Source organism: Sorangium sp. KYC3313 (genome assembly GCF_052075895.1).
Lineage (GTDB): Bacteria > Myxococcota_A > Polyangia > Polyangiales > Polyangiaceae > Sorangium > Sorangium cellulosum_B.
Window position 1 is genome coordinate 7,690,455 of the sequence record NZ_CP197255.1, and the last position, 25,856, is coordinate 7,716,310.

General features: G+C 72.4%; 12 protein-coding genes. 7 read left to right on the forward strand and 5 right to left on the reverse strand.

The window, feature by feature from the left end:
* Positions 1–89: 89 nt before the first annotated feature.
* The gene (locus ACSRUE_RS29735; RefSeq protein WP_437767617.1) at positions 90–1,115 is read left to right on the forward strand and encodes an outer membrane protein assembly factor BamB family protein; all 1,026 of its coding nucleotides are present in this window, start codon (positions 90–92) and stop codon (positions 1,113–1,115) included.
* 31 nt (positions 1,116–1,146) lie between these two features.
* On the opposite strand, the gene ACSRUE_RS29740 is transcribed toward ACSRUE_RS29735, so the two are convergent.
* Positions 1,147–1,881, reverse strand: coding sequence for a hypothetical protein (locus ACSRUE_RS29740; RefSeq protein WP_437767618.1), 735 nt, complete (start codon positions 1,879–1,881; stop codon positions 1,147–1,149).
* Positions 1,882–2,237: 356 nt separating this feature from the next.
* Here ACSRUE_RS29740 and ACSRUE_RS29745 point away from each other — a divergent pair, with 356 nt between their 5' ends.
* The 5 genes from ACSRUE_RS29745 (at position 2,238) to ACSRUE_RS29765 (ending at position 10,941) form a co-directional block, all read left to right on the forward strand.
* Positions 2,238–3,722, forward strand: coding sequence for a hypothetical protein (locus tag ACSRUE_RS29745; protein ID WP_441286525.1), 1,485 nt, complete (start codon positions 2,238–2,240; stop codon positions 3,720–3,722).
* 363 nt (positions 3,723–4,085) lie between these two features.
* On the forward strand, positions 4,086–7,991 hold the full coding sequence (locus ACSRUE_RS29750) for a serine/threonine-protein kinase (RefSeq protein ID WP_441286526.1): 3,906 nt from the start codon (positions 4,086–4,088) through the stop codon (positions 7,989–7,991).
* Between the two features lie 11 nt (positions 7,992–8,002).
* The gene (locus ACSRUE_RS29755; RefSeq protein WP_441286527.1) at positions 8,003–8,146 is read left to right on the forward strand and encodes a hypothetical protein; all 144 of its coding nucleotides are present in this window, start codon (positions 8,003–8,005) and stop codon (positions 8,144–8,146) included.
* A 96-nt stretch (positions 8,147–8,242) separates the two neighbouring features.
* Complete coding sequence (locus ACSRUE_RS29760) at positions 8,243–9,997, forward strand: hypothetical protein (RefSeq protein WP_441286528.1); 1,755 nt, start codon at positions 8,243–8,245, stop codon at positions 9,995–9,997.
* Between the two features lie 368 nt (positions 9,998–10,365).
* Complete coding sequence (locus ACSRUE_RS29765) at positions 10,366–10,941, forward strand: alpha/beta fold hydrolase (RefSeq protein WP_441293143.1); 576 nt, start codon at positions 10,366–10,368, stop codon at positions 10,939–10,941.
* A gap of 776 nt (positions 10,942–11,717) precedes the next feature.
* Here ACSRUE_RS29765 and ACSRUE_RS29770 read toward each other — a convergent pair.
* Complete coding sequence (locus ACSRUE_RS29770; protein ID WP_441286529.1) at positions 11,718–13,352, reverse strand: hypothetical protein; 1,635 nt, start codon at positions 13,350–13,352, stop codon at positions 11,718–11,720.
* Between the two features lie 324 nt (positions 13,353–13,676).
* On the opposite strand from ACSRUE_RS29770, the gene tssI reads away from it, so the two are divergent.
* Positions 13,677–16,616: a type VI secretion system tip protein TssI/VgrG gene (tssI, locus tag ACSRUE_RS29775; RefSeq protein WP_441286530.1), complete on the forward strand. Its 2,940-nt coding sequence runs from the start codon at positions 13,677–13,679 to the stop codon at positions 16,614–16,616.
* 35 nt (positions 16,617–16,651) lie between these two features.
* On the opposite strand, the gene ACSRUE_RS29780 is transcribed toward tssI, so the two are convergent.
* The 3 genes from ACSRUE_RS29780 to ACSRUE_RS29790 all read right to left on the reverse strand — a co-directional run bounded on the left by ACSRUE_RS29780 (position 16,652) and on the right by ACSRUE_RS29790 (position 25,706).
* Positions 16,652–18,382 (reverse strand): hypothetical protein, encoded by a 1,731-nt coding sequence (locus ACSRUE_RS29780; protein ID WP_441286531.1) that lies wholly within the window; start codon positions 18,380–18,382, stop codon positions 16,652–16,654.
* A 622-nt stretch (positions 18,383–19,004) separates the two neighbouring features.
* Positions 19,005–19,925, reverse strand: coding sequence for a hypothetical protein (locus ACSRUE_RS29785; RefSeq protein WP_441286532.1), 921 nt, complete (start codon positions 19,923–19,925; stop codon positions 19,005–19,007).
* Positions 19,926–20,051: 126 nt separating this feature from the next.
* Positions 20,052–25,706: a pentapeptide repeat-containing protein gene (locus tag ACSRUE_RS29790; RefSeq protein ID WP_441286533.1), complete on the reverse strand. Its 5,655-nt coding sequence runs from the start codon at positions 25,704–25,706 to the stop codon at positions 20,052–20,054.
* Between the last annotated feature and the right edge of the window lie 150 nt (positions 25,707–25,856).

Consider the following 25,856-nt stretch of genomic DNA (forward strand, 5'->3'; position numbering starts at 1 on the left):
CCTGCCGGAGCTGTGGAGCCTCGCTGGAGGCAAGTCGTGATGGGATCGCATGCCCGCGCTGCGGCGCTGACGCCCCCGGCGTCGCAGGCGTGGCTGCGCCGCCGGGCGCGCGCGCGCCCGCGCCGGGGCCATCCCGGGCGACGAAGGCGCTCCTCGCCGCGGCGATGGCCGCGGTCGGGATCGGCTTCGCGGTGATGTTCTTCGCGCGCGTCGACCCGCCGAAGGAGCCCGCGCCGCGCGCGCGCCCGCTCTCCACCCAGCTCGACGCCCTCTGCTTCGTGGACGCGAACGGCGACGACGCGCCCGACCCGGTGCTGTGGCAGGACGGCAAGACCCGCGGGCGCGTGGTGGCCGTCGACGGGCGCAGCGGGCAGGGGATCTGGGCCTCGCTGGAGATCGAGGAGCCGGACGCGCTCGCCTGCGCGGACCCGAACACGGTGCTCGCGGGCGGGGGCGACGCCGCGGTGCGCGCGCTGGACGCCCGCACCGGCAAGGCGCGCTGGGTGGCGGACCTCCCCGGGGTCCCCGACGAGATCGCGGGGGGCGACGGCTGCGCGACCGTGGTGATGAAGGACGGCACGGCGACCGGGATCAAGCTCGAAGGGGGCGCGGCGGCCGACTGCCCGACGGCGCCGCCTCCGTCGGCGATCACGGGGCAGTTCTGGGAGCGCAAGAAGAACCCCCAGGTGGTCCAGGCCGGCGGCGTGGAGGTCGTGCTCAGCGCGCCGGCCGGGGGCCCGCCGCGGCTCACCGTCGAGGGGCGGCGCGGCGGCGAGTCGCTCTGGAAGAAGGAGCTGGCCGCGCGCGCGCCGCTCTCCGGCGGGCGGCCCGACCTGTTCCTCGTCGCGAGCGGCGGCGCCGCCGTCGTCGTCGGCGTCGACGTGGTGAACGGCGCCGAGCCGCGGATCATCGCCCTCGATCCGGTGTCCGGGGCCGCGCGGTACGAGCGCGCCGCGGCCTACCTCGGCGACCGGCTCACGGCGGCGAAGGCGTCCGGCCCCTACGTCTATGTCGTCAGCGGCGCCGCGGTGAGCGGCGCTGCGCTGCGCGCGATCGACCCGGCGACCGGAGAGACCGCGTGGCGCGCGACCACGCCGCCGGCGCCGTCGCCGTGAGCCGGTCGCCGGCGTGGCCCGCGGCGCGCCCTCAGCAGAGGCAGCCCACGAACGTGCCCGAGAACAGCGGTCGCTCCATCACGGCGGCGCCGCACGTCGGGCACGTATCGCCGAGCTTGAGCTCGCGGGGCTGCGGCGCCGGCTTCGCCGGCTGCGCGGAAGGGGATGGCCCCGCGACGGCGAGCGGCTGGAACTCCACAATCGACACGCGCGAGAACCCCTGCCTCGGCGTGGCGCTGCGCTGCGGCGACGTCAGGAGATCCTGCTTGCTGCGGACCGGCAGGATGGGCCGCGACATGTTGATGTACGCGAGCTCGATCGTGTAGAGCGCCGGATCGAGCATGCGCGGGTCCTCCGGCTGGACGATCCCGTGCTGGAAGGCCTCGATCAGCATGTCGACGTCCGTCCTCGCGTTGCGGTTGCGCGCGGCGTCGACCAGGAAGAGGCCATTGCCGTAGTAGGCGGCGTTGAGCCAGAAGCCGGTGCCCGCGGTGTGGTAGCCGCCGGTCGCCCACTTGTACCCGCGCAGCGAGCGCACGTGGGTCGTCAGCGCGTTCGCGAGCGCGTACGACGTCATGCCGAGGGGCAAGAGGCTCACGAGCGCCGCCGGGTGGAAGTTCAGGCAATCGCTGCAACAGACAGGCACCGTCGGCACGAGCGCCTGCGCGGGATCGATGCAGACCTGGACTTCCGATTCGCTGCGATAGCAGCCGGTAAAACACGAATGCCGCTCGACGGCGGCCAGGAGCGCGGCGGGAAGTGCCATGCGGGGAACTATACCGTCCACGAGGGCGCATGGCTGCCACGAGGCGCAGCGCCGCCGCCGTTGCCCGAGGCGCGCGGGCCGCGGCGAGCCCAGGTGTTCACGACGTTCGCGCGCACGTGGCCACGTGGTCGCGTCTCGCATCTCGCCTGCTCGCATGATCGCGAGCAGACGAGCGCAATTGCGTCCTTCGTGCGCCTGTCACAGGATCGCCGCGTGCCGATCGCCGTACACCCTGGGCGCTTGCTCCGCTGCCGGTGCGTCCTCGATGGAGATCGCGCGGAGCGGCGCGGGCTCCGGTCCAGCGCGGGCGTCAGCGCCTCGTGGCCACCGGAGTGCCGCGCGGACGCGCAGGCGGCGTGACGGGGCGGGAGCGTTCGCTGCTCGTTGCGCTCGCCGGCGCGCTCTCGGCGCTGCTCCCGGCGCTCGCGCTCTCGGGGTTCACGGTCGACGACGCCCTGATCACGGCGCGTTATGCGCACCACCTCGCCCGGGGGCTGGGCTACCGCTTCAACGCGGCCGGGCCGGTGACCGACGGCGTGACGCCGCTCGGGTGGGCGTTCGTGCTGGCGCCGTTCGCGGCCGGCGGGCCGCTCGCCGCCCTCGCGGCCGCGAAGGCGCTCGGCGCCCTCGCGTGGACGCTCGCCGCCGGCGTCCTGGCGCTCGCGATCGATCGGGTGTCCGCTCGTCCCATCCGGTTCGCGGCGCTCGCGCTCGTGCCGGCGTCGGCGCCGCTCGCCGCCTGGAGCGTGGCGGGCATGGAGACGGGCGTCGTCGCGGCGCTCGGGGCGCTCGCCGTCGCGCTGCCGTCGCTCGGCCGCGCGCTCGCCGGCGCGGCCTGCGCCGGGGCCGCGGCGGCGCTCCGGCCGGAGCTCCTGCCGTTCGCGCTCGTCGTCGCGCTCTCGGCCCAGGCGGCCCCGCGCCGCGACGCCGCGGGGGGCGCGCGGCCGCGGCCCGCGTGGGCGCGAGCGCTCGCCGCGCTCGCGCTCGCGGGCCTCCCGTTCGTCGCCGTGGCCCTGGCGCGCCTCTCGATCTTCGGGCGGGCCGCGCCGCTCGCGGCGCTCGCGAAGGCGCCGGACGCGGCGCTCGGGGCCCGGTACGCGCTCGCGTGTTTCCTCCTGACCGGGCCGGTGGCGCTGATCGCGCCGGCCGCGTGGCGCGCGCTCCCCGCGTGGCCGCGCGGGCTGCTCGCGGCGGTCGCGGTGCACTTCCTCGCGGTCGCGGCGGCGGGCGGCGACTGGATGCCGCTCTCGCGGCTCGTCGTCCCGGCGCTGCCCGCCGTGGTGCTCGCGGCGGCCCACGTCGCCTCGGTGGCGGATGCGCGCGCCACGGCGGTCCGGCTCGCGCTCGCGCTCGCGGGGGAGCTCTTCGTGATGGTCCGGGTCGGGCCGACCGCCGCGCGGGTGGGCAGCGACCGGCTGCGCGTCGTCGAGGAGCTCCGCGGCGCGCTCGCCGGGGCGGAGGTCGTCGCTGCGCTCGACATCGGCTGGCTCGGGGCGGCGACGGGCGCGACCCTCGTCGATCTCGCGGGGGTCACGGATCCGGCGATCGCGGCGCTGCCCGGCGGGCACACCACGAAGCGGATCCCCGGGGCGCTGCTCGACGCGCGCCGGGTGGACGCGCTGGTGCTGCTGCTCGCCGAGGGCGAGGCGCCCGCGTCGCCGTGGCCCGCGTCGCGGTTCGCGCGCGGGGTGGAGCAGCGCGTCGCGCGCCTGCCCGGCGCAGGCGACGCGTTCGCCCCCGTGGCGGTGAGCGGCGTGCCGCACCTCCGCTACGTGGTGCTGCGGCGGCGCGCAGGCGACGCGGGCGCAGGCAAAGCGCCCGTGGAGCCACAGGCGGATTGATCCCTCCTGAACAGGGCAGAATTCGAACCGCCAAGGGCGCCAAGGACGCCAAGATTTTTTCATTTCTTGGCGTCCTTGGCGTCCTTGGCGGTTCATCTCTCGGTCGATGGCGCTCTCGCCGCGCCTGCGGTGCGCGACGACACGTCGGTGAGCCGGCGAGGTGCGCCGGCGTGTGCGCCGCGCCGACGCGAGCGCCTGCGCCGCGACATGCGTCCCCGGGAGGTGGCTCGGCCAGGGGATCGGCCGCGGTGAGCCGGCGCGCACGCCGCGCGGCGTCGAGCGAAGTGACAGTGGACGGACGGCGCGCGCCGCTGGCACGCTGTGCAATAGCGGTAGAGCGCCCGCCAGGAGCGCGTCAGCTCGATGCAGGCAGGAGAGGTCGTCGACGACCGGTTCGAGATCGAGGAGCACGCCGCCTCGGGCGGGACGGCGCGCGTGTACCGCGCGCGCGACCTCCGGTCCGGCGAGCTCGTCGCGCTCAAGCTCCTCCAGACCGCCGCGACCGCGTCGCTGAGCGCGCTCGCGCGCGAGCATCTCGCCCTCGCGACGCTCGCGATCCCCGGCGTCGCCCGTTACGTCGCGCACGGAGCGACGGGCGGGGGCCGGCTCTACCTCGCGATGGAGTGGCTCGACGGCGAGACCCTCTCGGAGCGGCTCGATCGCGGCCCGCTCACCCTCGCCGAGGGCCTCACGCTCGCCGCGGGCATCGCCGGCACGCTCGCCGCCGTCCACCAGCTCGGGTTCGTGCACTGCGACGTGAAGCCGGGCAACCTCATCCTCGAGGGCGGCGACCTCCAGCGCGTCCGGCTCATCGACTTCGGCGTCGCGCGCTTCTCCGGGGATGACGAGGAGGAGTTCCCGACGCTCGGCGACATCCGCGGCACGCCCCAGTACATGGCCCCGGAGCAGGCCCGCGGCGAGCCGCAGATCGACGCGCGCGCCGACGTGTTCGCGCTCGGCAGCGTGCTCTTCGAGTGCCTCACCGGGCGCGCCGCGTTCGGCGGCAGCGACCCGCTCTCGGTCCTCATGAAGGTCCTCCTCGAGGAGCCGCCGCGGCTCAGGGAGCTCCGCGACGACGTCCCGGCCTGGCTCGATCGGCTCGTCGCGCGGATGCTGTCGAAGGCGCGGGAGTCCCGGCCGCGCGACGCGGGCGTCGTCGCGGCGGCGCTCGCCTCGGGGGCGCTGGATTCACGCCACGACGCGGGCCCGCCGTCGCTCCAGCCCCCGTCGTCCCACCCGCCGGCGCGGCGCGGCCGCGAGATCACGACCAGCGAGCGGAAGGTCATGTGCCTCCTCCTCGCCCGGGAGGGCCAGTCTGACGCGGAGGCGACGCTCTCCGACGTCGAGGACGAGGCGAAGGCGCGGGCGATCCGCGAGATCGTCGAGCGCCACCGCGGCCGGGTCGAGCTCCTGGAGGCGCGGTGGCTGCTCGTGACGCTCTCGGGATCGGCCGCGCCCACCGACCTCGCGGCGCAGGCGGCCCGCTGCGCCCTCTCGCTCAGGGAGCTGCTCGGCGGCGCCCGCCTCTCGCTCGTCATCGGCCGGGCCGAGGTCGCCGCGCGGCTGCCGGTCGGCGCGGTGATCGATCGCCTCGTGCAGCTCGTCCAGGGCAGCCGAGAGCCCCTCCATCCGGCGGCGATCCGCATCGACGACACGACCGCCGGCCTGCTCGGCGCGCGGTTCGACGCCACCCGGGACGCGTCGGGGTGCTGGCTCCACGGCGCGCGCGAGGAGCCCCAGACGCAGCCCTCGCTCCTCGGCCGGCCGGCGCCCTACGTCGGGCGCGAGCGCGAGCTCGGGCTGATCGAGGCCGAGATCGACGCCTGCGCCCGCGGGGCGGCGCCGGGCGCGGTGCTGGTGACGGGCGCGGTGGGGTCGGGCAAATCGCGCCTCTGTTACGAGCTCGTCCGCGCGCTCGGGGCGCGCAGCGAGCCCCTCGCGGTGTGGCTCGGCCAGGCGGACCCGATGAGCGCCGGCTCCGCCTTCGGCCTGCTCCAGCGCGCGCTCCGCCGCGGGCTCGGCCTGCGCGACGGCGAGCCGCTCGACTCGAAGCGGCGCAAGATCCGCGCGCGCGTCGAGCGCCGCTGCGGCGCCGCGGCGGCCGCGCGCATCGCGCCGTTCCTCGGCGAGCTCGCGGGCGCGCCGTTCCCAGACGACGACGACGTGCAGCTCAGGGCGGCGCGGCGGCACCCGCTCCTGATGAGCGACCAGCTGCGCCTCGCGTGGGAGGATTTCCTCGACGCCGAGTGCGCCGCGCAGCCGGTGCTCCTCGTGCTCGACGACCTCCACTGGGGCGACCTGCCGACCGTGACGCTGGTCGAGGCCGCGCTGCGCAACCTGAAGGGCAGGCGGTTCGCGGTGCTCGCGCTGGCGCGTCCCTCCGTGCACGAGCTCTTCCCGGGGCTCTGGGGGCCTCACCTCGTCCGGGAGGTCCGCCTCGCTCCGCTCGCGGCGTCGGGCGCGGAGCGGCTCGTGCGGGAGGCGCTCGGCGCCCGGGCGAGCGCGGAGCTCGTGAGGACGCTCGTCGAGCGCGCCGACGGCAACGTGTTCTACCTGGAGGAGCAGATCCGCGCCGCCGCCCGCGGCCGGGCCGCGGCGCCGCCGGAGACGGTGCTCGCGATGGTGCAGGCCGGGCTCGACGCGCTCGACCCGGAGGCGCGCCGCGTGCTGCGCGCCGCGAGCGTCTTCGGCGAGGCGTTCTCCGAGGCGGGGGTCGCCGCGCTCGTGGGCCGGTCGGAGGTCGCGCGCGAGGTCGACGAGCTCGTGCGGCACGAGGCGATCGTGCGGATCGGTCCGCGGAGCGCGGCCGGCGACGCCGCGCTCCGGTTCCGCCACGCGCTCATCCGCGAGGCCGCCTACGGCATGCTGACCGAGGGCGACCGGCGGCTCGGCCACGCGCTCGCGGGCGGCTTCCTCGCGCAGCGCGGCGAGGCCGACCCCATGGCGCTCGCCGAGCACTTCGAGCGCGGCGGCGAGCCCGCGCGCGCGGCCACGGCGTACCTCGCGGCCGCGCGGCAGGCGCTGCGAGGCAACGACCTCGGCGCCGTGCTGGCGCGCGCGGCGCGCGGCGTCGCGTGTGATCCGGCGCCCGCCACCGTGGGCGAGCTCCGCCTGCTCGAGAGCCAGGCGCACTTCTGGCGCGGCGATCTCGCGCTCGCCGAGGAGCGCGCCGCGGTCTCCGCGGAGCACCTCGCGGAGGGATCCGCCGCCTGGTTCGCCGCGCTGACCCGGATCATCATCGCCGCGGGCGCCACGGGCGGCCTCGAGCGCGTCGAGCGCTGGGCCGCCGTCGCGCGCGGCACGCCTGCGCCCCTCGAGGACGGGAGCTCCGCCAAGAGCGCCTGCCTGAGCTCCGCCGCGCTCATGCTGATCTTCGGCGGCCGCTATGCGCTGGCCGACGCGCTGCTCGAGAGCGCGGAGCGCGCGATCGAGGGCGCCCCGGCGCCGGATCTCGAGGCCGTGGCGAACCTCCACGAGGCGCGCGCGATCCGCGCGCACGCGGGCGGTGACCCCGGCGCGAGCCTCGCGGGCATCGCGGCGGCGCTCGCGGCGTTCGAGCAGGCCGGCGACGTGCGGCGGGCGTGCATGGCGCGCATGAACCTCGGCTACTCGTACGGCCAGGTGGGTCAGCTCGAGGAGGCCGAGGCGGCGCTGCGCCAGGCGCTCGCCGAGTCGGAGCGCATGGAGCTGCGCGGCACCACGGCGTACGTCCTCCAGAACCTCGGCCTGGTGCTCTCCTACCGCGGCCGGCTCGACGAGGCGAGATCGGTCGAGGAGACCGCGTGCGCGATGCTGGAGCGCCACGGCGACGTGCGCATGGAGGGCTGCGCGCGCGTCTACCTCGCGAGCATCCTGCTCCTCGCGGGCGATCCCGAGGCGGCGGCGCGCGAGGCGCGGGCCGCGGACGCCATCCTCGAGCGGGCCCCGCCGATGCGCGCCTACGCCGTCGCGGTGCTCGGGCGCGCGCTGCTCCACCTCGGCAGCCCCGGCGACGCGCTCGCCGCCGCCGAGCGCGCGCGCGCGCTGCTCGACGAGGTGGGCGTGGAGGAGGGCGAGTCGGTGGTGCGCCTGGTCTACGCCGAGGCGCTGTCGGTCTGCGGGCGCGGCGCCGAGGCCGCGGAGGCGATCGCCGAGGCGCGCGATCGCCTGCTCGCGCGCGCCGAGAAGATCAGCGACGGCGCGTTCCGGGCGCACTTCCTGGAGCGGGCCGTGGACAACGCGCGCACGCTCGAGCTCGCGCGGGCGTGGCTCGGCGAGGCGGCGGAGTAGCCGAGTTCGCCATGACGATGCTCGTCCAGACGTCGCGGGGCGACGCGTACACGGAAGCGGAGCTCGGCGCGATGTTCGGCCGCGCGGGGTTCTCGCGGACGGAGTTTCATCCGCTGCCGCCCTCGACGCAGCACCTGGCCATTTCCTACCGCTAGCGAGCGGGCGGCGCGGCCTTCCGAATGCGAGCGGGCGGGCGGAGCGACGTCCCGTCGGAGGGCGGTCGGCCAGGTCGTTTACACTGGGCGGCGGCGATGAGGAGCCGCCCTTTCATCACGCTGCGCCTCCCCAGGGTCGTTCATCCGGGCGAGACGTTCGACGTCGGGCTCTCGCTCGAGAGCGCCGCGAAGACGCCCATCAACTTCGTGCGCGTGGCCCTGCGGCACACGCACGAGCAGCTGGTTCCGGGCGAGGGGAGCTTCGAGGTTCGTGACCTGCTCCTCCTCAGCGAGGAGGTGGCCGGGGAGGGGCGGCTCGGCGAGGGGATTCACCGCTACCGGGTCTCGTTCGCGCTGCCTGGTGATCTCCCGCCGACGTTCGCCGGCGCCTTCCAGGCGTGCCGGTGCGAGGTCCGCGCGCACGTCTCCATTCCGTGGTGGCTCGACGCCCGGGAGAGCCAGGAGGTCCTCGTCCGGCCCAGGTCTGCTCGGCGGCCGGAAGACGGGCCGTTCATCGACGCGAGCCACCGGGGGCGCGGCGCCTTCGTCGAGGTGTCGCTGCCGGGCCGGACCCTCACCCCGGGCGCGATCGTGACCGGGGCCGTCGCCTTCGGGGGGCTCCCGGGGCGCTACCCCTTCGGGCTCCGCGTCGCGCTGGTCGGCAATGGGGTGGAGCAGGTGAACGCGCGCAGCGCTTCGTACGAGAGCTGCCCGAACGTCTTCTTTCAGGATGTCACAGGGATCGCCGAGGGAACGGAGGTGCCTTTCCGCATCTCTCTGCCGGGCGATCTCGCGCCGTCCTTCAGCCTCCGCGAGGTTGCCCTGGAGTACGCGCTGGAGGTGACGATCGAGCACCTGGCGGGCGGGGAGCTGGTGCGACATCGCGTGCCGGTGGTCGTCGGCCTGTTCGAGCCGCGGACCGGGCGCGATGGAAAGCGGCCCCGGGTCGGCGCGGATCGCTGGCGCGCTGTCTGGGCGCGCGCGGGGCGGCGGGTGGGGCTCTCGCTGGAGCGGGGGCTGCGGCTCCGCGGCGTGCGCGCGGGCTGCACGGTCGAGGTGGCCTCTGCCGTGAAGGGGTTGAGGGCCGGCCTTGGCGCGACGGTGCGGTTCGCGGAGCCCTGGGGGTTGCGCCTCGACGTTCAGTGGCGGCGCGTGCTGGAGCTCGATGGGCTGGAGATGGGGGACGAGGGATTCGACCGGCGCTTCCGGGCGGTGGGACGGGAGGAAGCGCAGGTGCTGGCCGTGCTCGGGCCCGCGCTCCGGCGCGCCCTGCGTGCGTTCCATCGGGCCGACGTGGACGACAGGGAGGCCTGGGTGTGGAGCGCCGCGGAGGCGTCGGACGAGCAGGCGCTCGACGCGTTCCTGGCGCAGGTCGACGCGCTGGCGCAGGCGCTCGCGGCGGCCGGCGCGGCGCTGCCGCCGCCGGCGGCGATGGCGGCGTGGCTGCCCGCATGGCGCCGCTTCGCGGAGGAGAGCGACGGGGCGCTCCGGGTCGGTTCGATGCGGCTCTCGGGGACGCTCGAGGGGGCACGGTTCGAGCTGGAGACGCTGTTCAAGGGGGCCGTTCCTGCGAGGACGCGGGTCTCGTTGCGGCTGGATCCGCCGATCGAGGGCGCGGCCAGGCCGAGGAACGCGGCGGAGCAGGGGATCGGCGCGGCGATCCTGGAGCAGGCGGCGCGCATCGGGGGGGTTGCGGACGCGGAGGAGGGGGTCGCGGTGGCGCCGGGCGCGATCGCGGTGGTGATCGGGGCGCCGCTCGCGGATCCGGCGGCGGCGCGAGAGGTGCTGCGGCCCATGCTGGCGCTCGCGCGGCAGATGCGGGGGGAGGGGCGGGGCGGGCCGTACCGGTGAGGGGGAGCGAGGGCGGGGGCTCGTCGGCGGGGCAAGCGGGGAGGTCGCGATCTGGGCGGCGGCTCGTCGGCGGGTAATGGTCAAGGTGCCAGTCGGTTGATCAACGTGAGCAGTTTGCGATAGCGGCTGTCCGATGAGGAGCTCGATGACGCCGAGGCTTCGGTCAGAGGAGAGCACGAGGCCCACGCCGCGAGGGGACGAAGCCCCGCCGGAGTCGTCGCTCTCCGCCACCTCTCCGCGGCCTTCGACCGTGACAGGTACGAGCTGTTCAAGGGAATGGAGGAATGCTAGAGCAGCACGTGCCCAACTTCCTCCACGAAGACTCAGAAGCATTGCTCTTCCTGCCCGGCGCAGGCGGTGACACGACAATGTGGAAGCCGGTCAGTGACGGCCTCTCGCACCGAGGTCGGCGGAGATTTTTCAGCTGGCCGGGGCTTGGTGGGGCAGCTGCAGACCCGGCGGTGCGTGGGATGTCCGACCTCGTCGAGCGCGTCGTGAACGAGATCACCGGTCCGGTGGTGCTTTTTGCGCAGTCGATGGGCGGGCTGATCGCATTGCGTGCGGCAATGGCGCGGCCGGAGCGTGTTCGAGCGATGGTTCTTTCCGTGACGTCCGGGGGCATTGATGTCCGTACGTTGGGCGCGGTCGATTGGCGTCCACAGTTCGAGCAGCGTAACCCCGGTGCGCCACGCTGGTTCTTGGACGCGCGGGACGATCTCTCCCCGCGGCTGCATGAGATCTCTACGTCGGTGTTGCTGCTTTGGGGGGATGCTGATCCGATCAGCCCGGTGGCTGTGGGTCGTCGGCTCGCGGAGTTGCTGCCACGAGCCGAGTTGATCGTCGTCCCGGGCGGCACGCATGATCTGGTTTCCGAGCGCGCGGGCGAAGTTTCTCCGCATATCGAGCGGCACCTCGAACGAGCGCTGAAGTCCCCGGCGGGGTGACGCGCCGTTCGGCAAAATGATAATTGCCGGTTCGCGCAGGAGTCAGACCATGCCGGCCTGGGACGCCGGCAGTGGAGGCGGGGTCGACGCCGGCATCAGAGGAGAGCACGAAGCCCACACCGCGAGGGGACAGCAGAGCCGCGCAAGAGGACGCCGGTGCTGCGCAGCGGGAGCGGCGATCACGCGCAGGCGTCGAGCCATGGTCGTGCAGGGGGGCCGATCGGGGTTGCGCGGGCGCCGCTGGGGGCGCGCAGGAAGGGGCCAGGGCTGCGCAGGAGCCGCAAGATTTTGCGAAAGGACACCAAAATGGCTGCGCAGGAGGGCCGAAGGAACCGCGCAGTAAGGCCGACAGGGCCGCGCAGGAGGGCGCCGGGGCTGCGCAGGAGGGCCGAAGGGACCGCGCAGGAGCCGCAAGATTGTGCGAAAGGACACCAAAGTGGGTGCGCAGGAGGGCCGAAGGAACCGCGCAGTAAGGCCGACAGGGCCGCGCAGGAGGGCGCCGGGGCTGCGCAGGAGGGCCGAAGGGACCGCGCAGCAAGTCCGACAGGGTGTGAACGACCGGGGGCTGTTCGGCAGGGCAGGCCGACCGAAGAAGCGCTCGTGGCGGCTGCGCTCGATGCCGAAGTCGATTGAGGTCTCTCGCCACGGCGGAAGCCTAACAGCGCGCATGCCCCGCCCGGCGAGCGCCGTGCGGCGCGGACCAGGACTTCGCGCGGCGTGTCCGCGCTCCCGGCACCCGTCCGCCGATGGCGCAGCACCCGGCTGAGCCTCAATCCTCAGTCCCAGCGGTCGAGCTTGTAGGTAACCCGCCCGTTCTTCGTGGTGACGCGGAAGAGGTAATCCCACGTGCCGGCGCTCTTCCGGAGCTTGATGCCGCAGGCTGATGCCTCCTTGGCTCCCGCGATGGTCGCGTTCTTCGCGTACGCCTCCATGGTGGCGCGGATGCCGTGGTACTCGCTTCGCAGGTCTTCCGGGAAGAAGCCGCCGCTGCGCTCGTGGTTCACGTCCCGCGCGCCGTCGAGGAGGAAGAAGACCGACTGGCCCTGGTGCGGGTACTTGTCCGGGCCGTCCCACATCGTCGGCTGGAGCGCGATCGCCGTGACGTCCTGGAACTGCCCCGCCTTCAAGTTCCACGCGCTCGCCGGCGAGCCCTTGACGTACATGTACCAGCTCACCTGGTTCCGCTTCTCTTCGCGATCCCACTGGAGGATGGGCGGCGAATCAGGGTTCGCGGCCGTCACCAGCGCTGCGTACGACGCGTTCTGCTCGGGCACGAAGAACTCGATGCGCTCCGCGTCCGCGAGCACGGTCCGCTGGAACTTCTCCCAGGTCATGACGACCGGCGGCTGCTCCACGGACGCTGCGGCCGTGGAGATCTTGGCCTTTAGGTGACCGAAGACGCCGCCGCTCCGCTCCTGGGGCGCGCCCGCCTTCGGCTTCCACAGCGCCTGGATGTCTTCGAGCTTCGCGAACCGGCGTTCCAGCGCGCCGGCCGAGCCGAGCTTCTGCACGATGGCCTCGGCCTGCGCGATATTGCCGGCGCTCGGCGCCGCCTGGGGGCGCTGGTAGAGGAGCGGGTGCATCTTGGCGTCGAACTTCGCCTTGATGTCGGAGAAGCCGAGCCCGGCCTGGATATCCTCCAGGAGGGTGCCGATCATGCCGCTGCGCACGTGGCAGAACCCGGCCGGTGCGGTCGCCGCGGCGAGCCATGTGAGGTTGTCGCGGGTGACGGGATTCCTCGTCGCCGCGCGCGCCTCGTGCAGATCGACCAGCCACTTGGCCACGCCGATGCACTTCTCCGATCGGTAGAGGTTCCCGGTGGTCAGGAGGGTGTGCGCCTGCCTCACGACCTCGAGCGGGAACTCGGCGAGCCCTCGGCAGAGGGTGCCGTAGTCCTGGAGCTTCTCGGCCACGACCTGCGAGGTGGTCTGCACGGCGGACGGCTTGAAGACGAGCTCCCGCCCGGGCGCGACGGCCATGTGCTTCCAGGAGAAGGGCGGCTTCTGGCTCTTGTTGCTCGGCATCCCCCACGTGCGCTCCTCGGAGAGGAAGACGCCGGTCACCTTCGCGCGCGCGACGAGGAGCGCCATGGCCTCGACGGAGGCCCGGAAGAACGGTGGCGCTGCTTCGGGGGCCCACGCGATCGACGTTGCGGTCCCATCGGGGGCGACCTTCACCAGCCCGCCGAAGCGCTCGACGAAGCGGCGGCACGCGCTGCATGTGTAGTGCTGGCGCCGATCCGCGCGGAGCCCGTCGAGGAACGCGTCGAAGAGGCCGGCGGCGTCCGTCGTGAAGAGGCGCGCGCCGCCGGCGGTCACCTCGCCGAAGCGGGCGCGGATGGCTTCGAGGAAGGCCGGGTACCGTTCGTCGTCGATCGGCTCAGCCTGAGTCGTCGTGATCGCGTCGGACATCGCGTGCTCCTTGAAGGGCGTCCCTCGGGTGAGAAGACGCCAATATCGCCCGGACGCGCGGCCTGGCGCCAAGGATTTGCGGCGCCGCGGAGGATCGGCGCCGCGGCCGCACCGCCGCCGGCGCCCTCGATCGCCGGCTCCAGCGGCAGCGCGACGCACGACCCGGCCGCCCGCGTGCTCCAGCACCGCCTCCAGCGCGTACTCCAGGCAGACCTCCTGGTCGCTGAAGGCGGGCGCGAGATCGCCCGGCACCTCGATGCGGAAAGGCACCTCCTGCGACGCGCTCCGAGCGCGCCCCGGATAAGATGGCCGCACCGACCGCCCATGAAAGACATCCTGTCTGCTCGCCTGGAGTCAGGCGCCTTCTCCGCCGACGCGGTCGAACTGTACGAGCTCACCGGGCGCGAGGTCATCTCGCAGCTGTTCGAGTTCCAGCTCCACATCGGGTGCAAGAGCCCGGAGGGGCTCGACGAGGAGGCGCTGCTCGCGGAGCCCGCCGCCCTGGTGTTCCTCCGGGGCGACCGCGAGGAGCGGCGGCTGTTCGGCGAGATCGCGGTCGTGCGCGACGCGCTCCTCACCGAGGCGGCGCACATGGCGTACACCCTCACGTTCGTGCCGCGCGCCTTCCGCATGACGCTCACCGAGACGTCGGAGATCTTCATGGACCTCTCGGTCCCGGAGATCCTCAAGAAGAAGCTCGAGCGCGCGGGCCTGTGCGAGGGCGACGACTTCGAGCTCCGCCTGGTCGGGTCGTATCCGCCCCGCGAGTACGTTGTGCAGTACAGGGAGACGGATCTCCAGTTCGCCTCGCGCCTGGCCGAGCACCTCGGCATCTCGTTCTTCTTCGAGCACCGGGACGACCGCGACGTCATCGTCTTCACCGACGCGAACAGCGGCTTTCCGCCCATCCCCGGCGGCGGTCGCGCGTACTTCCATCCCCGGGGCGAGCACGTCGGCGTCCACCGGATCGAGGGCACGACGCGCAAGGTCCCGGGCCGCTACGTGGTCAAGGACTACAACTACCGCACGCCGCACGTGCCGCTCATGGCGGCCGCGGCGGTCTCCGACGCGGCCGGCGGCGGCATCGTCGAGTACGGGGCGCACTTCAAGACGCCCGACGAGGGCGAGCGCATCGCGGCCATCCGGGCCGAGGAGCTGCGCGCTGGCCGCAAGGTCTTCGAGGGGGCGAGCGACGTGCAGGCCCTCGGCGCCGGGGCGCGGGTCACGCTCGAGGGGCACCCGCGCGGCGACATCGAGCTCTTGCTCGTCGAGGTGCGCCACAGGCTGCAGCAGGCGACGATGAACATGGGGACGGGCGGCGAGCGCGCCTATGCGAACGAGCTGCGGGCGATCCCCTTCGCCACGACCTACCGCCCGCCGCGCGTCACCCCCAAGCCCAGGGTGCACGGGGCCATCACGGGGGTCATCGACGCGGCCGAGAAGGGCCAGTACGCCGAGATCGACGAGGCCGGCCGCTACCGCGTGCGCTTCCAGTTCGACACGAGCGGCGCCGAGGACGGCAAGGCCTCCAGGCTGGTCCGCATGGCCCAGCCCCATGCGGGCGCGGGGTACGGGTTCCACTTCCCGCTCCGGAGCGGCGTCGAGGTCCTCCTCACGTGCATCGACGGCGACCCGGACCGGCCCATCATCACCGGCGCGGTGCCCAACCCGCAGACCCCGAGCACGGTCGGGGCGAAGAACGGGCGGCGGAACGTCATCCGCACGGGCGGCGGCAACGAGATCAACATCGACGACACCGAGGGGGAGGAGCGCATCAAGCTGTCGACGCCGTTCGGGGGCGCCTCGTTCCAGCTCGGCTCGCCGAACACGCCCGAGGCGGGCGCGGCGCTCACGACGACCGAGGCCTTCACGGCGGTCGGCGCCGCCGGCGTCAACACGCTCACCTCGGTGAGCACCACGCTCACGGACGTGGCGTCCCTCTGGGCCTCGTCCAGCATCACCCAGTTCGCCAGCGGCGCATCGAGCATCGGGAGCGCGCTGTTCGGCGATAAAGGCGTGAAGATATTCAACGGGATCGCGAGCGCCGCGAAGGGCGCGCTCGACGGCTTCAAGAAGTGGGACGCCTACCAGCAAGCCCAGGCGGACGAAGCGGCCGTCGTCGAGGAGGAGCGCATGAAGAGAGCGCTCGCGGAGGCCCAGACGAAGGATCCCTATCCCGAGCTCGATCCGCCCATGAGGTTCGATCGTTACGGCGTCCCGAGGTCGATGACGAAGGAGGAATGGGAAACGGAGCGGCCCGCGTACGCGAAGGCGATCGAGGCGACCAAGCGCTTCACCGAGGCGAAGAAGCAGGCCGAGGATCTGAAGAAAACGCTCGCCGAAGAGGACCTGACACGGCGGCAATGGGCCGCGGGGGTCGATGTGGCCTCGGAGCTCGGCAAGGGCGCGAAGGGGCTCGTCGATGGCTACAAAGCACGCCAGGACCTCATCAACAACAGCGCGCAGCGGGCCGGGAAGGCCGCGGACGCCGCGAGCGTGGCCACGGCGAAGAGCATGGCCGCGGCGGCCACCTCCTTCGCCGGCGTGGCCCGCGTCGCGGGCGTGGTGCCCGGCATCGGCTCCCCCCATTTTCTCGGCGGCGCGGTCAACTCGGCCGTGCTGATCGGCATGGCCGACGCCTTCGTCGGCGGCACCGCGAGCGCCGCCCTGTCCTCGGGCGGACAGGCCATCGTCGCCGGGGGTACGGCGGCGATGCTGAAGTCGCCGGTCACCGTCTCGATCGGCTCCGGTGCCAGCACGCTCATCACAGCCGGCGCGAGGATCGATCTCAAATCCGGGATTTACGCATCGAGCTCCAAAGGGCTGACCAAGATCCAGAGTGGCGGAGCCATGCGGCTCAAGGCGTCTTCAGCCCTCGACGTGAGCGCAAAAGACACCCGAATCAAGTCCAGCGACACGATGAACATTGAAGCCACCGGAAAGACGACCATAAGATCTTCCGCCAATCTGGAAGAGGCTGGCGCCAACATCCACCTCAAAGCAAACGCCAAAGCGGAGGTCAGAGGTGGAAGCTCCGTGGAGGTCAAGGGCGGCGACTGGGGAATGACAGCAGTGGCCAGCAAGGTCACCGTAGGCAACGGCGCCGATGGCCTCGAGGTCACCAGCGGGATGACCGAGATCCGCAAGGGCGCATCCAAGTGCACCGTCACCGCGGGCGTCGCCAGGCTGGCAAAGGGGAGTAACAGCGTCCAATGCTCGTCGTCGAAGGTGACCGTGAACGGTAAACGGATCGATCTCGGCTAGGAGCCGCGGGGAACGGCCATTGCTGGAAACCAGAGCTACCAGCGCGAGAGGATATACCAGATAGGAGAGATAATGCATGCGATCAGGACTAGCCCGACGATCACCAGGACGCCGTTACCCAGCAGGCGATCCCATCTGTGCTGCGCCTCCGTCGTTGCCTTCGCGGATCGCTCGCGCGCTGCCTGCTGCGCGATGAAGGTGCCGGGGTCATACACAGGCGCCTGAGGCGGCGGCCGCATGCTCCGCATGCGCTTTATCCTGTTGACCCTGCCCCGCAGCCCGCTCTCGAAGAGCAAGGTCCCTCGGGCATCGAACTTCCATGCACGTCCCTTCGTACCGAAGAGCCAGAACGCACCATCAGGACACACGGCGATAGGCGTCTGTGGTGACCTGGGTTGGCCATCGCGCTCCGTGCACAAGACGACGCTCTGTTCACCTGCCACGCCGATCCGAATGACCTCATCGCGCCTGACCACATAAGCGTTTCCAGCAGCGTCGACGCCGAACGGTCGACGATCGAACTCCGGAGGGGCCGACGAGAGCGTCAGGCGGAACATCTCGCGCCCGCTGGCATCGACACGGGCGAATTGGTCACGATACAGGCAGTAAACCGAGCCGTCCGGCCCGCATTGGATACACGTGAGCCCCAATATGCCATCCACCGGTCTGACGCCACCCAAAGCGCCTCCGTGCCACACTGGGATTTCCATCCCGCTCGCTGAAAAACGCTGAATCCTATCAGCCTTCGAGATCAACAATGTCCCGTCTCGATCGCACGATAGGCGATTGCAATCGAGCAGCTCGTCGTCGCGCGCCTGAGCGAGCACGCCAGCTCCTTCTTCGACCGGTGTGCCGCTCGTGGGAGACAGCCAGGCCCAGGCCAACCTGTCACGACTCGTCACGAGGAGGTTGCTCTCCGGAGAGAGCACGAGGCCATCAGCCATCGGTCGACCGCGCTGAAGCCAGCGGACGTTCATCGATGGATCCATGGACCAAACGATGTTATGCCGCTTTGGCATGCCCGATGGCGTCGTGTCCAGCTGACTCACTGCGCAGTAGAGATTGCCCTCGACATCGACAGCCGCACGAGGCGGATCTTCCCAGTCGAACAGCCCCGCCGCGACGGCCTCCGCGGCAGGGGCGCCGTCCGTGATCGACGGATCGAAGCAAAGAAACCAGCTCGCCGCCACCTTCCTCCGCCCGCGGAACACGATGTCGTCCGGCACGTGCACGCTCGCGTTGCAGAACCTGCACACGCACGCGCGCGTCACGCCATCGAACGGCACCGGCGATCCGCACTGCGGGCAGGGAAACGTCGCCGCCTCGGCCGCACCTTCCGACGCCATGGCGGCTGGATCCGGGTCTTCGCCGACCAGGTGCGTGATGCTCGGGAGCGCTCCGGCGAGCTCTGCGGGGACCGTTCGCACCCAGGTCCGCTTCGCGCACCGCGCGCACGTGACCGTCGCCTGCTCCCGCACCTCCCGGATGTCCTCGACGGGAATGTCCTTGTCGCAGCCCTGGCAGGAGGGCGCGCGCCGCGTGTAGGCAGCCGAGAGCTTGCCCGCGGACGTGGACCGCCCCTCCTTCAGCAGCATCTTCGGGCCGTCGTGGATCGGATGGCGGAGCAGCGCCTTCCAGAGATCATCGGCGAGCGCCGCGGGCCTTCCGCAGCTCGCGCAGCCCACCTCGCGGGCCAGCGTGTTCACCGGCATCGGCAGCCGGCAGGTGCCGCACTCCGTCTCCACCTTCACCGCGACGCAGATCATCGGTCTCTTCGTCTCCCCGATGCCTCTCGATCACCAGAGAGGCTCCCTCGGGCGTGCTCCGGCGAAAGCGAACCGGACGCGAGGCTATCGTGCCCGTTCTCGCGGGTCCAGCGCGGGGCCTGCCGGCCCGAGCGCGTCCAGGTGTCGCGCTGTCCCTCGATCCGAGCCTCGTGACTGCGGACGGCCGCCGCGCAGCGTGTGCGGCTGGTCGGCGAGGCGGGCCGGCATGTCTGGACATGATCGCGTGCTGAGCCTGAGGGTTGGCGCGGGACGTCGAGCGGAGCGCCGCGTTGACTCCCGGCGCCGGTCCTCGCGGCGGCCGCCGATCGCCACGGCGACCGTCGCGGCGATGAACACGATCTGCAGTCCGCGGCACGCGCGGCGTCACCGGGCTGCCGCCCAGGGTGAGCCCCGCGCGCGCCGCATGCACGTTCGCAGGGAACATCGCCACGAGCAGCACCGTCAGCCCCGCAGCGGGCGCGGCGAGGCCTGTCGTTCTCGGCGGGAGGAGCATCGGTCCGGAGTCTATCCGGACGCAGCGAATGCCCGGCGAGGGCTCACCGCGCGAGAGCCGAGACTCTCCCAGTGTGCGCCTGCGCGCGCGGTCAGCCGAGCTGCCGCCTTACCGTCCGATGCGCGCGCGGATGGCGGCGCGCGTCTCCGCCGAGAGCGTGTCGAGGTAGGAGTCGGACAGGGCGTGGAGCACTTCGTCCGGCAACGCCAGCAACACCTGCTCGGGCGGCAGCCCGGCCACGCGCTGCTCGGGCGGCAGCCCCGCCACGCGCTGCTCGGGCGGCAGCCCGGCCATGCGCTGCTCGGGCGGCAGCCCGGCCATGCGCTGCTCGGGCGGCAGCCCGGCCATGCGCTGCTCCGGGGCGTACGCCGACAGCACCCGCTCGGGAGGGAGGGTGGCCAGGAGCTTGCGGACAACCTCGTCGAAGCCCTCCAATTCATGAATTTCCATGGCGATCTCCTCGGCTCCAAGCTGCTGCGAGAGCCATCTTCGGGCCTCCACGGTCCGGGCCTCGCCGTGCCCGAACAAGCGTAGCAGATCGTCGTCCTCTGCCTCCGCCGCTGCGTCGATCTCGACGATGAGCAGCGCGAACGCCCCGCCCTCGACCCGCCAGTAGCCGCCGCCGAGGTCGCCCCATTCCATGCCGAGCTCGGCCACATCCGCGTCGAGCGACCTGGTGCGCGACGGGACGAGCAGCACGCCGCACAGGTCGCTCCGCCGCTCGATCCGTTCCGGCTCGTCGGCGCAGTACAGGTGCAGGTAGCTGCACAGCCGGTCGAGGTTGCGCCTTCGGTAAGGCCGGCCGATGCTCTTGAACTCGACGATGGTGTCCCTGGGCAAGAGGTCCCAGAGCTTCTTCAGCGTGCCCGCGGGCTCGCTCGGCCCCGCGCTCCGGCGCAGCAACAGGTAATCGGCGCGGAGCGGCTCGTTCGAGAGCGGCACCTCGCTGCGCACCTCGAACCGGCGCGAGCCCCGTTGGTTGAGCAATGCGACGAGCAGCACGTGCCACGCCGTCCGGGTCGAGCCCATCGTGCGCCGTCTACAGGCCTGTCCGGATCGGGGCCAACAATCCGTGCTGCCAGCCCGACGAGGCGCGGTTCGGCGGGATCGTGATCGAGGCGATCCGCGAGACGACGTAGGAGATCAACCGAGCCCTCAGCGCGCCCTGGCGACGGCGCGGAGCGCCTCGACCGCGCGCCGGATGCCCTTGGCCACCTCGGTCCAGGCTTCGTCCTGGTTCTGCCAGGACGTGACCGGCTTGCCATCGGCCGGAAGCGCCTTGAGCCGGGCGAAGGGGGCGCCGTGCCAGTCGGTCTGCCGGAGGAGGACCGGAATGACGCGGGCCTGACCGGCGTCGTGCCGCTCGAGGGCGCGCTTCATCTCCCTGTCAAAGCAGTAATCGGAGGCGAGGAAATCGGCGCTCACGAGGAGCAGGATCACGTCCGCGTCTTCGAGGTTCCTGTCGATCTGGCCTGCCCAGTCGTCGCCGGCCGCGATACGGCGGTCGTGCCAGCCCCGGACCAGGCCGTCGCGCTCGAGGAGGGCGAGGTGCTTCTCCAGGTCGTTGCGGAGCCCCTCGTCCTCGTGGGAATAGCTGAAGAAGAGGCGGACTGGGTTGGTCGTCGAGACGCTCTCCCTGGCCGTCGAGGCGTGGAGCGCTGGCGCCGCGGGGAGCAGCGGATCGTCGTCCGGGATGCGCAGGCCGGGCACCAGGGCGTCGAGCTCGCCCGGCTCGAAGCGGCAGAGGTTCGCGGCGTGCCAGAAGCCGCCCGCGACGTTGCCGCCGAGCTTGTAGCGGCCGTCGGGGCGGAAGGCGACCCAGCCCTCGGGGAGCTTGAGGAGCACGGCGAGGCAAGCGCCGGTCTGCACGTCCCAGAAGCGGACGGTGCCGTCGGTGGAGCTGGAGAGCAGCGTCTCGCCATCCGGCATGAAGGCCAGGTTCACGATCTCGCCGGTGTGCCCCTGGAGGACGCGCGCCATCTCGTCGGCGGACACGCGCCAGAGGAGAACGCTGCCGTCGTCGGACCCCGATGCGAGCCAGCTACCGTCGGGGCCGAAAGCCAGGCCCATCACCGGGCCGGCGTGGCCGCGCAGCACGCGTGGCTCGCCGCCCTCGGCGAGGGGCCAGAGCCGCACGGTCGTGTCGTCCGATGCCGAGGCCAGCGTCGATCCATCAGGGCTGAACGCCACGCTCCGCACGATGTGGCCATGACCCTCCAGCACGCGCGCCGCTCCTTCGCCGTCCACCTTCCACAGCCGGATGGTTCGATCGACCGATCCTGAGGCCAGCGTCGACCCATCAGGGCTGAACGCCACGCTGCTGATTGTATCGTCGTGGCCGTCCAGCACGCGAAGCGGCTCCCCCGTCTCGGTGTGCCAGAGCCGCACTGTCCTGTCGAGCGAGCCTGACGCGATCACGCCACCGTCATGGCGGAAGGCGATATCTGTGATGTCGTAATAATGCCCGCTCAACACGCGCGCGGTGCGGCCTGCGCCGAGTCTCCGGAGCCGGACCGTGTGGTCGCGCTGTGCGAACGCCAGCGTCGTGCCGTCAGGGCTGAAGGCCAGCTTCGCGGAGGAGATGCCGCTATCCATCAGCGGCGGCAGCGCGGTCCACGTCGACATCCGCCAGAGATGAGCGCCAAAGTCCTCGGAGGCGAGCGCGAGCGTCGTGCCATCGCTGCTCAATGCCATCGCCATGGACACGTTCGGCTGTCCTTTCAGCACGCGCAAGGCGCCGCCAGTCGACACGTGCCACAGCCGCACCGCGCTGTCCTTCGAGCCAGAGGCGAGCGTCGCGCCGTCAGGGCTGAACGCGACGCTCGTCACGCCACCCGAGTGGCCCTCGAGCGCGTGGTACGCGACGCCTGATCGATTCCACAGCTGCACGGTCCCGTCGCCCGAGCCAGAGGCGAGCGTCGCGCCGTCGGGGCTGAACGCGACGCTCCTCACATACCGCGCGTGGCCCTTCAGCATGTGCAGCACCTCGGCCGTCGATACGCGCCAGAGGCCGACGTCGTAGTCCAAGGAGCCGGAGGCCAGCATCTCGCCATCGGGGCTGAACGCGACGCTGAGCACGCCAGCCCGGTGGCCGCTCAAGATGCGGAGCGTCTCGCCCGTCGCGACCTTCCAGAGCCGGATGATGGTGTCGTGGGCTCCGGAGGCCAGCGTCTCGCCGTCAGGGCTGAACTTGACGGCCATCACTCCATCCAGATGGCCGAGGAGCACGGCGATCTGCTGGAAGGTGGCCACCTGCCAGAGCCGGACGGTGCGGTCAGAAGAGCCGGAAGCCAGCGTCTCGCCATCAGGGCTGAACGTCACGCTGTTCACGTGTCGAGAGTGCCCCATGAGCACGCAGAGCACGTTGCCAGTCGACACGTCCCACAGCCGGACGGTGCAGTCGGCCGAGCTGGACGCGAGCGTATCCCCGTCAGGGCTGAAGGCGACGCTCGTGACCCGGTCGGTATGGCCGTCCAGCCTGCGCAGCGCGCTCCCGGTCGCCATGTCCCACACCACGATCCCGTGGGAGTGACCCGATGCGAGCAGGGTCCCATCGGGGCTGATCGCCACGGCGTTGCACCGGCTCCCTCGCACCCAGGCCGGCTCGAACCTCGCTGCCTCCGGCGTCGCCGCGCCGAACGTGTCGCACCCGTCGAACCGCGCCCCCCGCGCCCCCACGAGCTTCGCCCCGCGCAGCCTTGTCGAGGCGAGCGTCGCCCCCGTCAGATCCGCGCCCACAAGGCGCCCCCGGATCGCCGTGGCCCCCGTCAGATCCGCCCCGGTGAGGTTCGCCCCGGTGAGGTCCGCGCCGTCGAGCAGCGCCCTCGCCATCAGCGCACCGCTCAGGTTCGCCCTTACGAGCTTGGCTTCCCGTAGATCTGCCCCCCGCAAGTCGCACCCGCTGAGATCCTTCCCCGAGAGGTCCTGCCCCCGCAGGTCCGCCCCCGCGAGGTTCATCCGCTCGCTCACCCCGAGCCCCATCCGCCCGTCGATCCGCAGCGCGTTCGCCGCCGCCACCGTCCCCCACGCCCCGCCGAGCGCCGCGCGTACCCACGCCTCCGCCGCCGTCCGGCCCGCGAGCGCCCCGAAGAAATCGGCCATCAGGTCGCTCAGCTCGCGCTGATCGAGCGCCGCCGCCTGGCCGGCGCGCTGCACCTCGTCGGCAGCCTCCCGCGCCACGAGCCACTCGAGCACCGACTGGTGGATGAACCGGAAGTTCTCCTGGTCGTCCCACACGAGCAGCGTCCCCGACCCGATCTGGTGCGCCGTCACCCCCAGGTCGAGCTCGTGCCGTCCGAGCGCCTGCAGCGCCGCGATGAGCTCCGCCGGCAGCTCGCGCACGTTCACGCTCTGCTCCGTCCGCTGCCACAGCCGCGTCGCGAGCTCCGTCACCGCCCGCCACCGCTGCGCCACCGACAGCCCCGGCTGCGCGCCCTTCGGGTGCGCGCGCTCGTACTCCCAGACGAGCCACCGATCCAGCAGCAGCTTGTACAGGCCCGCCGAGGTGATCTCCCCGTCGCCCGACTTCGCCTTCCGCAGCTGCGCTTCTTCGATCTCGGCGATGAACCCCAGCATCCGCGGGTTCGCCGACAGGCCGAGCAGGTCCTTCACGTCCGCGAGCAGCCGCATGCGCGCGTCGGCCGCCTCCTCGCCGCCGAGCCGGTTGAGGAGGAACCTGCGGATCTGCGCCTCGGTGAACGGCAAGAGCCGCGCGAGCCGGTAGCCGGGCAAGAGCGCGGCCTTCTCCGCGAGCGCGGACCTCACCTGCTGCTCCGAGATGAAGTGCTGGCTCCGGCTCGTGACCACCACCTTCGCCGCCTTGCCCTGCGCCGCCTGGATCAGCGTGTCGAAGTGCTCGACCGCGCGGTCGTACGTCACGCGGAAGGCGAGCTCGTCGAAGCCGTCGAACAGGAGCGCGATCCGCCCCTCGGCCAGCATGTGCCGGAACGCGGGCAGATCGATCTTGCCGAGCCCGGCGAGCGCGAGGTGCTGCGCGATGAGCGCGTTCAGGTCGCGCGCCTTCTCCAGCGCGCGCATCTCGATGAGCACCGGCGTCAGCGGGCCGCCCGCCTTGCCCAGCCGCCGCGCGAGCTCGTGCAGGAGGAACGTCTTGCCCGTGCCGAAGTCGCCGAGCACCAGCACGAACCGGTTGTGCTCCGAGTCGAGCAGCGCTGCGAGCGCATCGAGCGCGCGCTCGTGCAGCACCTCCTCCTGGCCCGTCGTGAGCGCGACGCGCTGGTCGACGTAGAGCGCCGGCGGATACGTGGGGTCCCGCTCGAGGCTCGCGTTCTGCCACGCCAGGTAGCCGCGGAAGTCGATGAGCCCCTGGTACTCGAGGAACCGCACGAGGCGAACGCGCCGCGCGCTCGCGTAACGCACGAGCTCCTCCGGCGCGGGCTCGCCGCCGTAGACCAGCGTGGACACGAGGCCCGGATCCTCGCGCCGGTACGAGGCGTCGATGCTCTCGATGAACGCGGAGACCGCCTCGGTCGAGATGCCGCTCTCGAGCGCCGCGAGCGGGGCGATCCGGACGATGCCGCCCTCGTTGACCGAGACGCGAAGGTAGACGCCGAAGGGGAGGGGCGCGTCGAACCACTCGATCTTCACGCCCTCGGGCTCGCGCAGCCTGCACACGCGCTCGACCCGCGAGAGGAAATCGTCGCTGCGCCCTTCCCCCGGCAGGAGGATGTCTTCGCCGTGCTGCTCTGCGTGGCCGCCCCGCACCCGCGCCGGGAAGCGACGCAGCCGCGGGCCTCGGCCGGCGTGCTCGGCGCGCATTGGCGCAAGGAAGCGCCTCAAGAACGCGACGAGGAACTCCGCTGACGCGCGGCACGCGAACGCGCGGAAGCTGTCGTCCTTGTCGTGGTCGGCGTGATCCGAGACCGCCTTCGCGATGATCGACCGCCTCCCGAGGCGCTCCGCGACGTGACCGATCGCCGCGGCCTCCATCTCGACGCCGAGCACCTTCCGCCCGATCGGCTTCAGCCGCTCGAGCAGCCCCGCGTCCTCCTGCACCGCCTTGCCCGTGGCGATCGGGCCGATGTGCACGCGGAACGGCCGGGCCGGCGGCGGGCCGTCCGGGTGGAGCAGGCGATCCCGGCGGACCTGCGCCACGCCCGCCTCCGTGAGCTCGAGGCCGCCGTCGCCGATGCGGAGCACGCCCGCCGCCTCCAGCTCGCCGATGCGCTCGGTCCAGCCCGGGCACCGCGCTGCGCGCTCCGGCCGCGAGACGGGCGGCGGTCCCCCCTCCACCTGGCTCTCGTAGAGCGCGTGCCGGAGCCACCACGCCTGCGACGGCTTCGACGGCGGGCGCTCGGCCGCGAACGCCGCCTGCCGCTCGAACTCGCGCGCGAAGAGCGCTGCATCCATGTTCCACGTGCGCTCGAGGTTGTACGTCTCGATGTCGTGGAAGAACGCGCCCTCGCCGCCGCCGTGGGCGACGCGCTTGCCCTCGTCGTAGCTGTAGACCCGGTCGGCGACGATGACGTCGCCGAGCGACACCTCGCCGCGCTTGCCGGCGCAGATGCCGCACATCGCGAGGCACCCCGGATCGAGCTCCTCGATGAGCCCCTGCGCCCTCGCCGCCGCCGCGCTCTCGCCCATCCGCCCCGACCACGCCGCGGCGACGCGGAGCGGCTCGCCGCGGTCGTTCGGGAGGTCGCGGACGAAGTACGGGAACCCGCCCGGATCCCGCGCCTCCCGCCAGCCGTCGCGCTCGCCCTCGCCGAGCGCGAGCACCGCCTCGAGCTCGTCCTGCAGCGCGGTGACGATCAGCGCGTCGACGCGCCCTGTAACGATGTCTGCCGGCACAGGTCCACTCTAACAACAAGCGCTCACGCTCCGAGCTTGGTCCACGTCGAGACCTGGCCGAGCGCGGGTGACCAGACCCTGACTGGGTCCCGACCTGACCGGGCGCCGGTGAGCAGATCCTGAATGGGCCCAGACCTGGCGGTCCCCTCG

Excerpts from the sequence above, each read along its gene's own strand:
- ACSRUE_RS29740 (WP_437767618.1), bottom strand. The coding sequence starts at position 1,881 with ATGGCACTTCCCGCCGCGCTCCTGGCCGCCGTCGAGCGGCATTCGTGT.
- ACSRUE_RS29750 (WP_441286526.1), top strand. The coding sequence starts at position 4,086 with ATGCAGGCAGGAGAGGTCGTCGACGACCGGTTCGAGATCGAGGAGCAC.
- ACSRUE_RS29755 (WP_441286527.1), top strand. The coding sequence starts at position 8,003 with ATGACGATGCTCGTCCAGACGTCGCGGGGCGACGCGTACACGGAAGCG.
- ACSRUE_RS29760 (WP_441286528.1), top strand. The coding sequence starts at position 8,243 with ATGAGGAGCCGCCCTTTCATCACGCTGCGCCTCCCCAGGGTCGTTCAT.
- ACSRUE_RS29765 (WP_441293143.1), top strand. The coding sequence starts at position 10,366 with ATGTGGAAGCCGGTCAGTGACGGCCTCTCGCACCGAGGTCGGCGGAGA.
- ACSRUE_RS29770 (WP_441286529.1), bottom strand. The coding sequence starts at position 13,352 with ATGTCCGACGCGATCACGACGACTCAGGCTGAGCCGATCGACGACGAA.
- tssI (WP_441286530.1), top strand. The coding sequence starts at position 13,677 with ATGAAAGACATCCTGTCTGCTCGCCTGGAGTCAGGCGCCTTCTCCGCC.
- ACSRUE_RS29780 (WP_441286531.1), bottom strand. The coding sequence starts at position 18,382 with ATGATCTGCGTCGCGGTGAAGGTGGAGACGGAGTGCGGCACCTGCCGG.
- ACSRUE_RS29785 (WP_441286532.1), bottom strand. The coding sequence starts at position 19,925 with ATGGGCTCGACCCGGACGGCGTGGCACGTGCTGCTCGTCGCATTGCTC.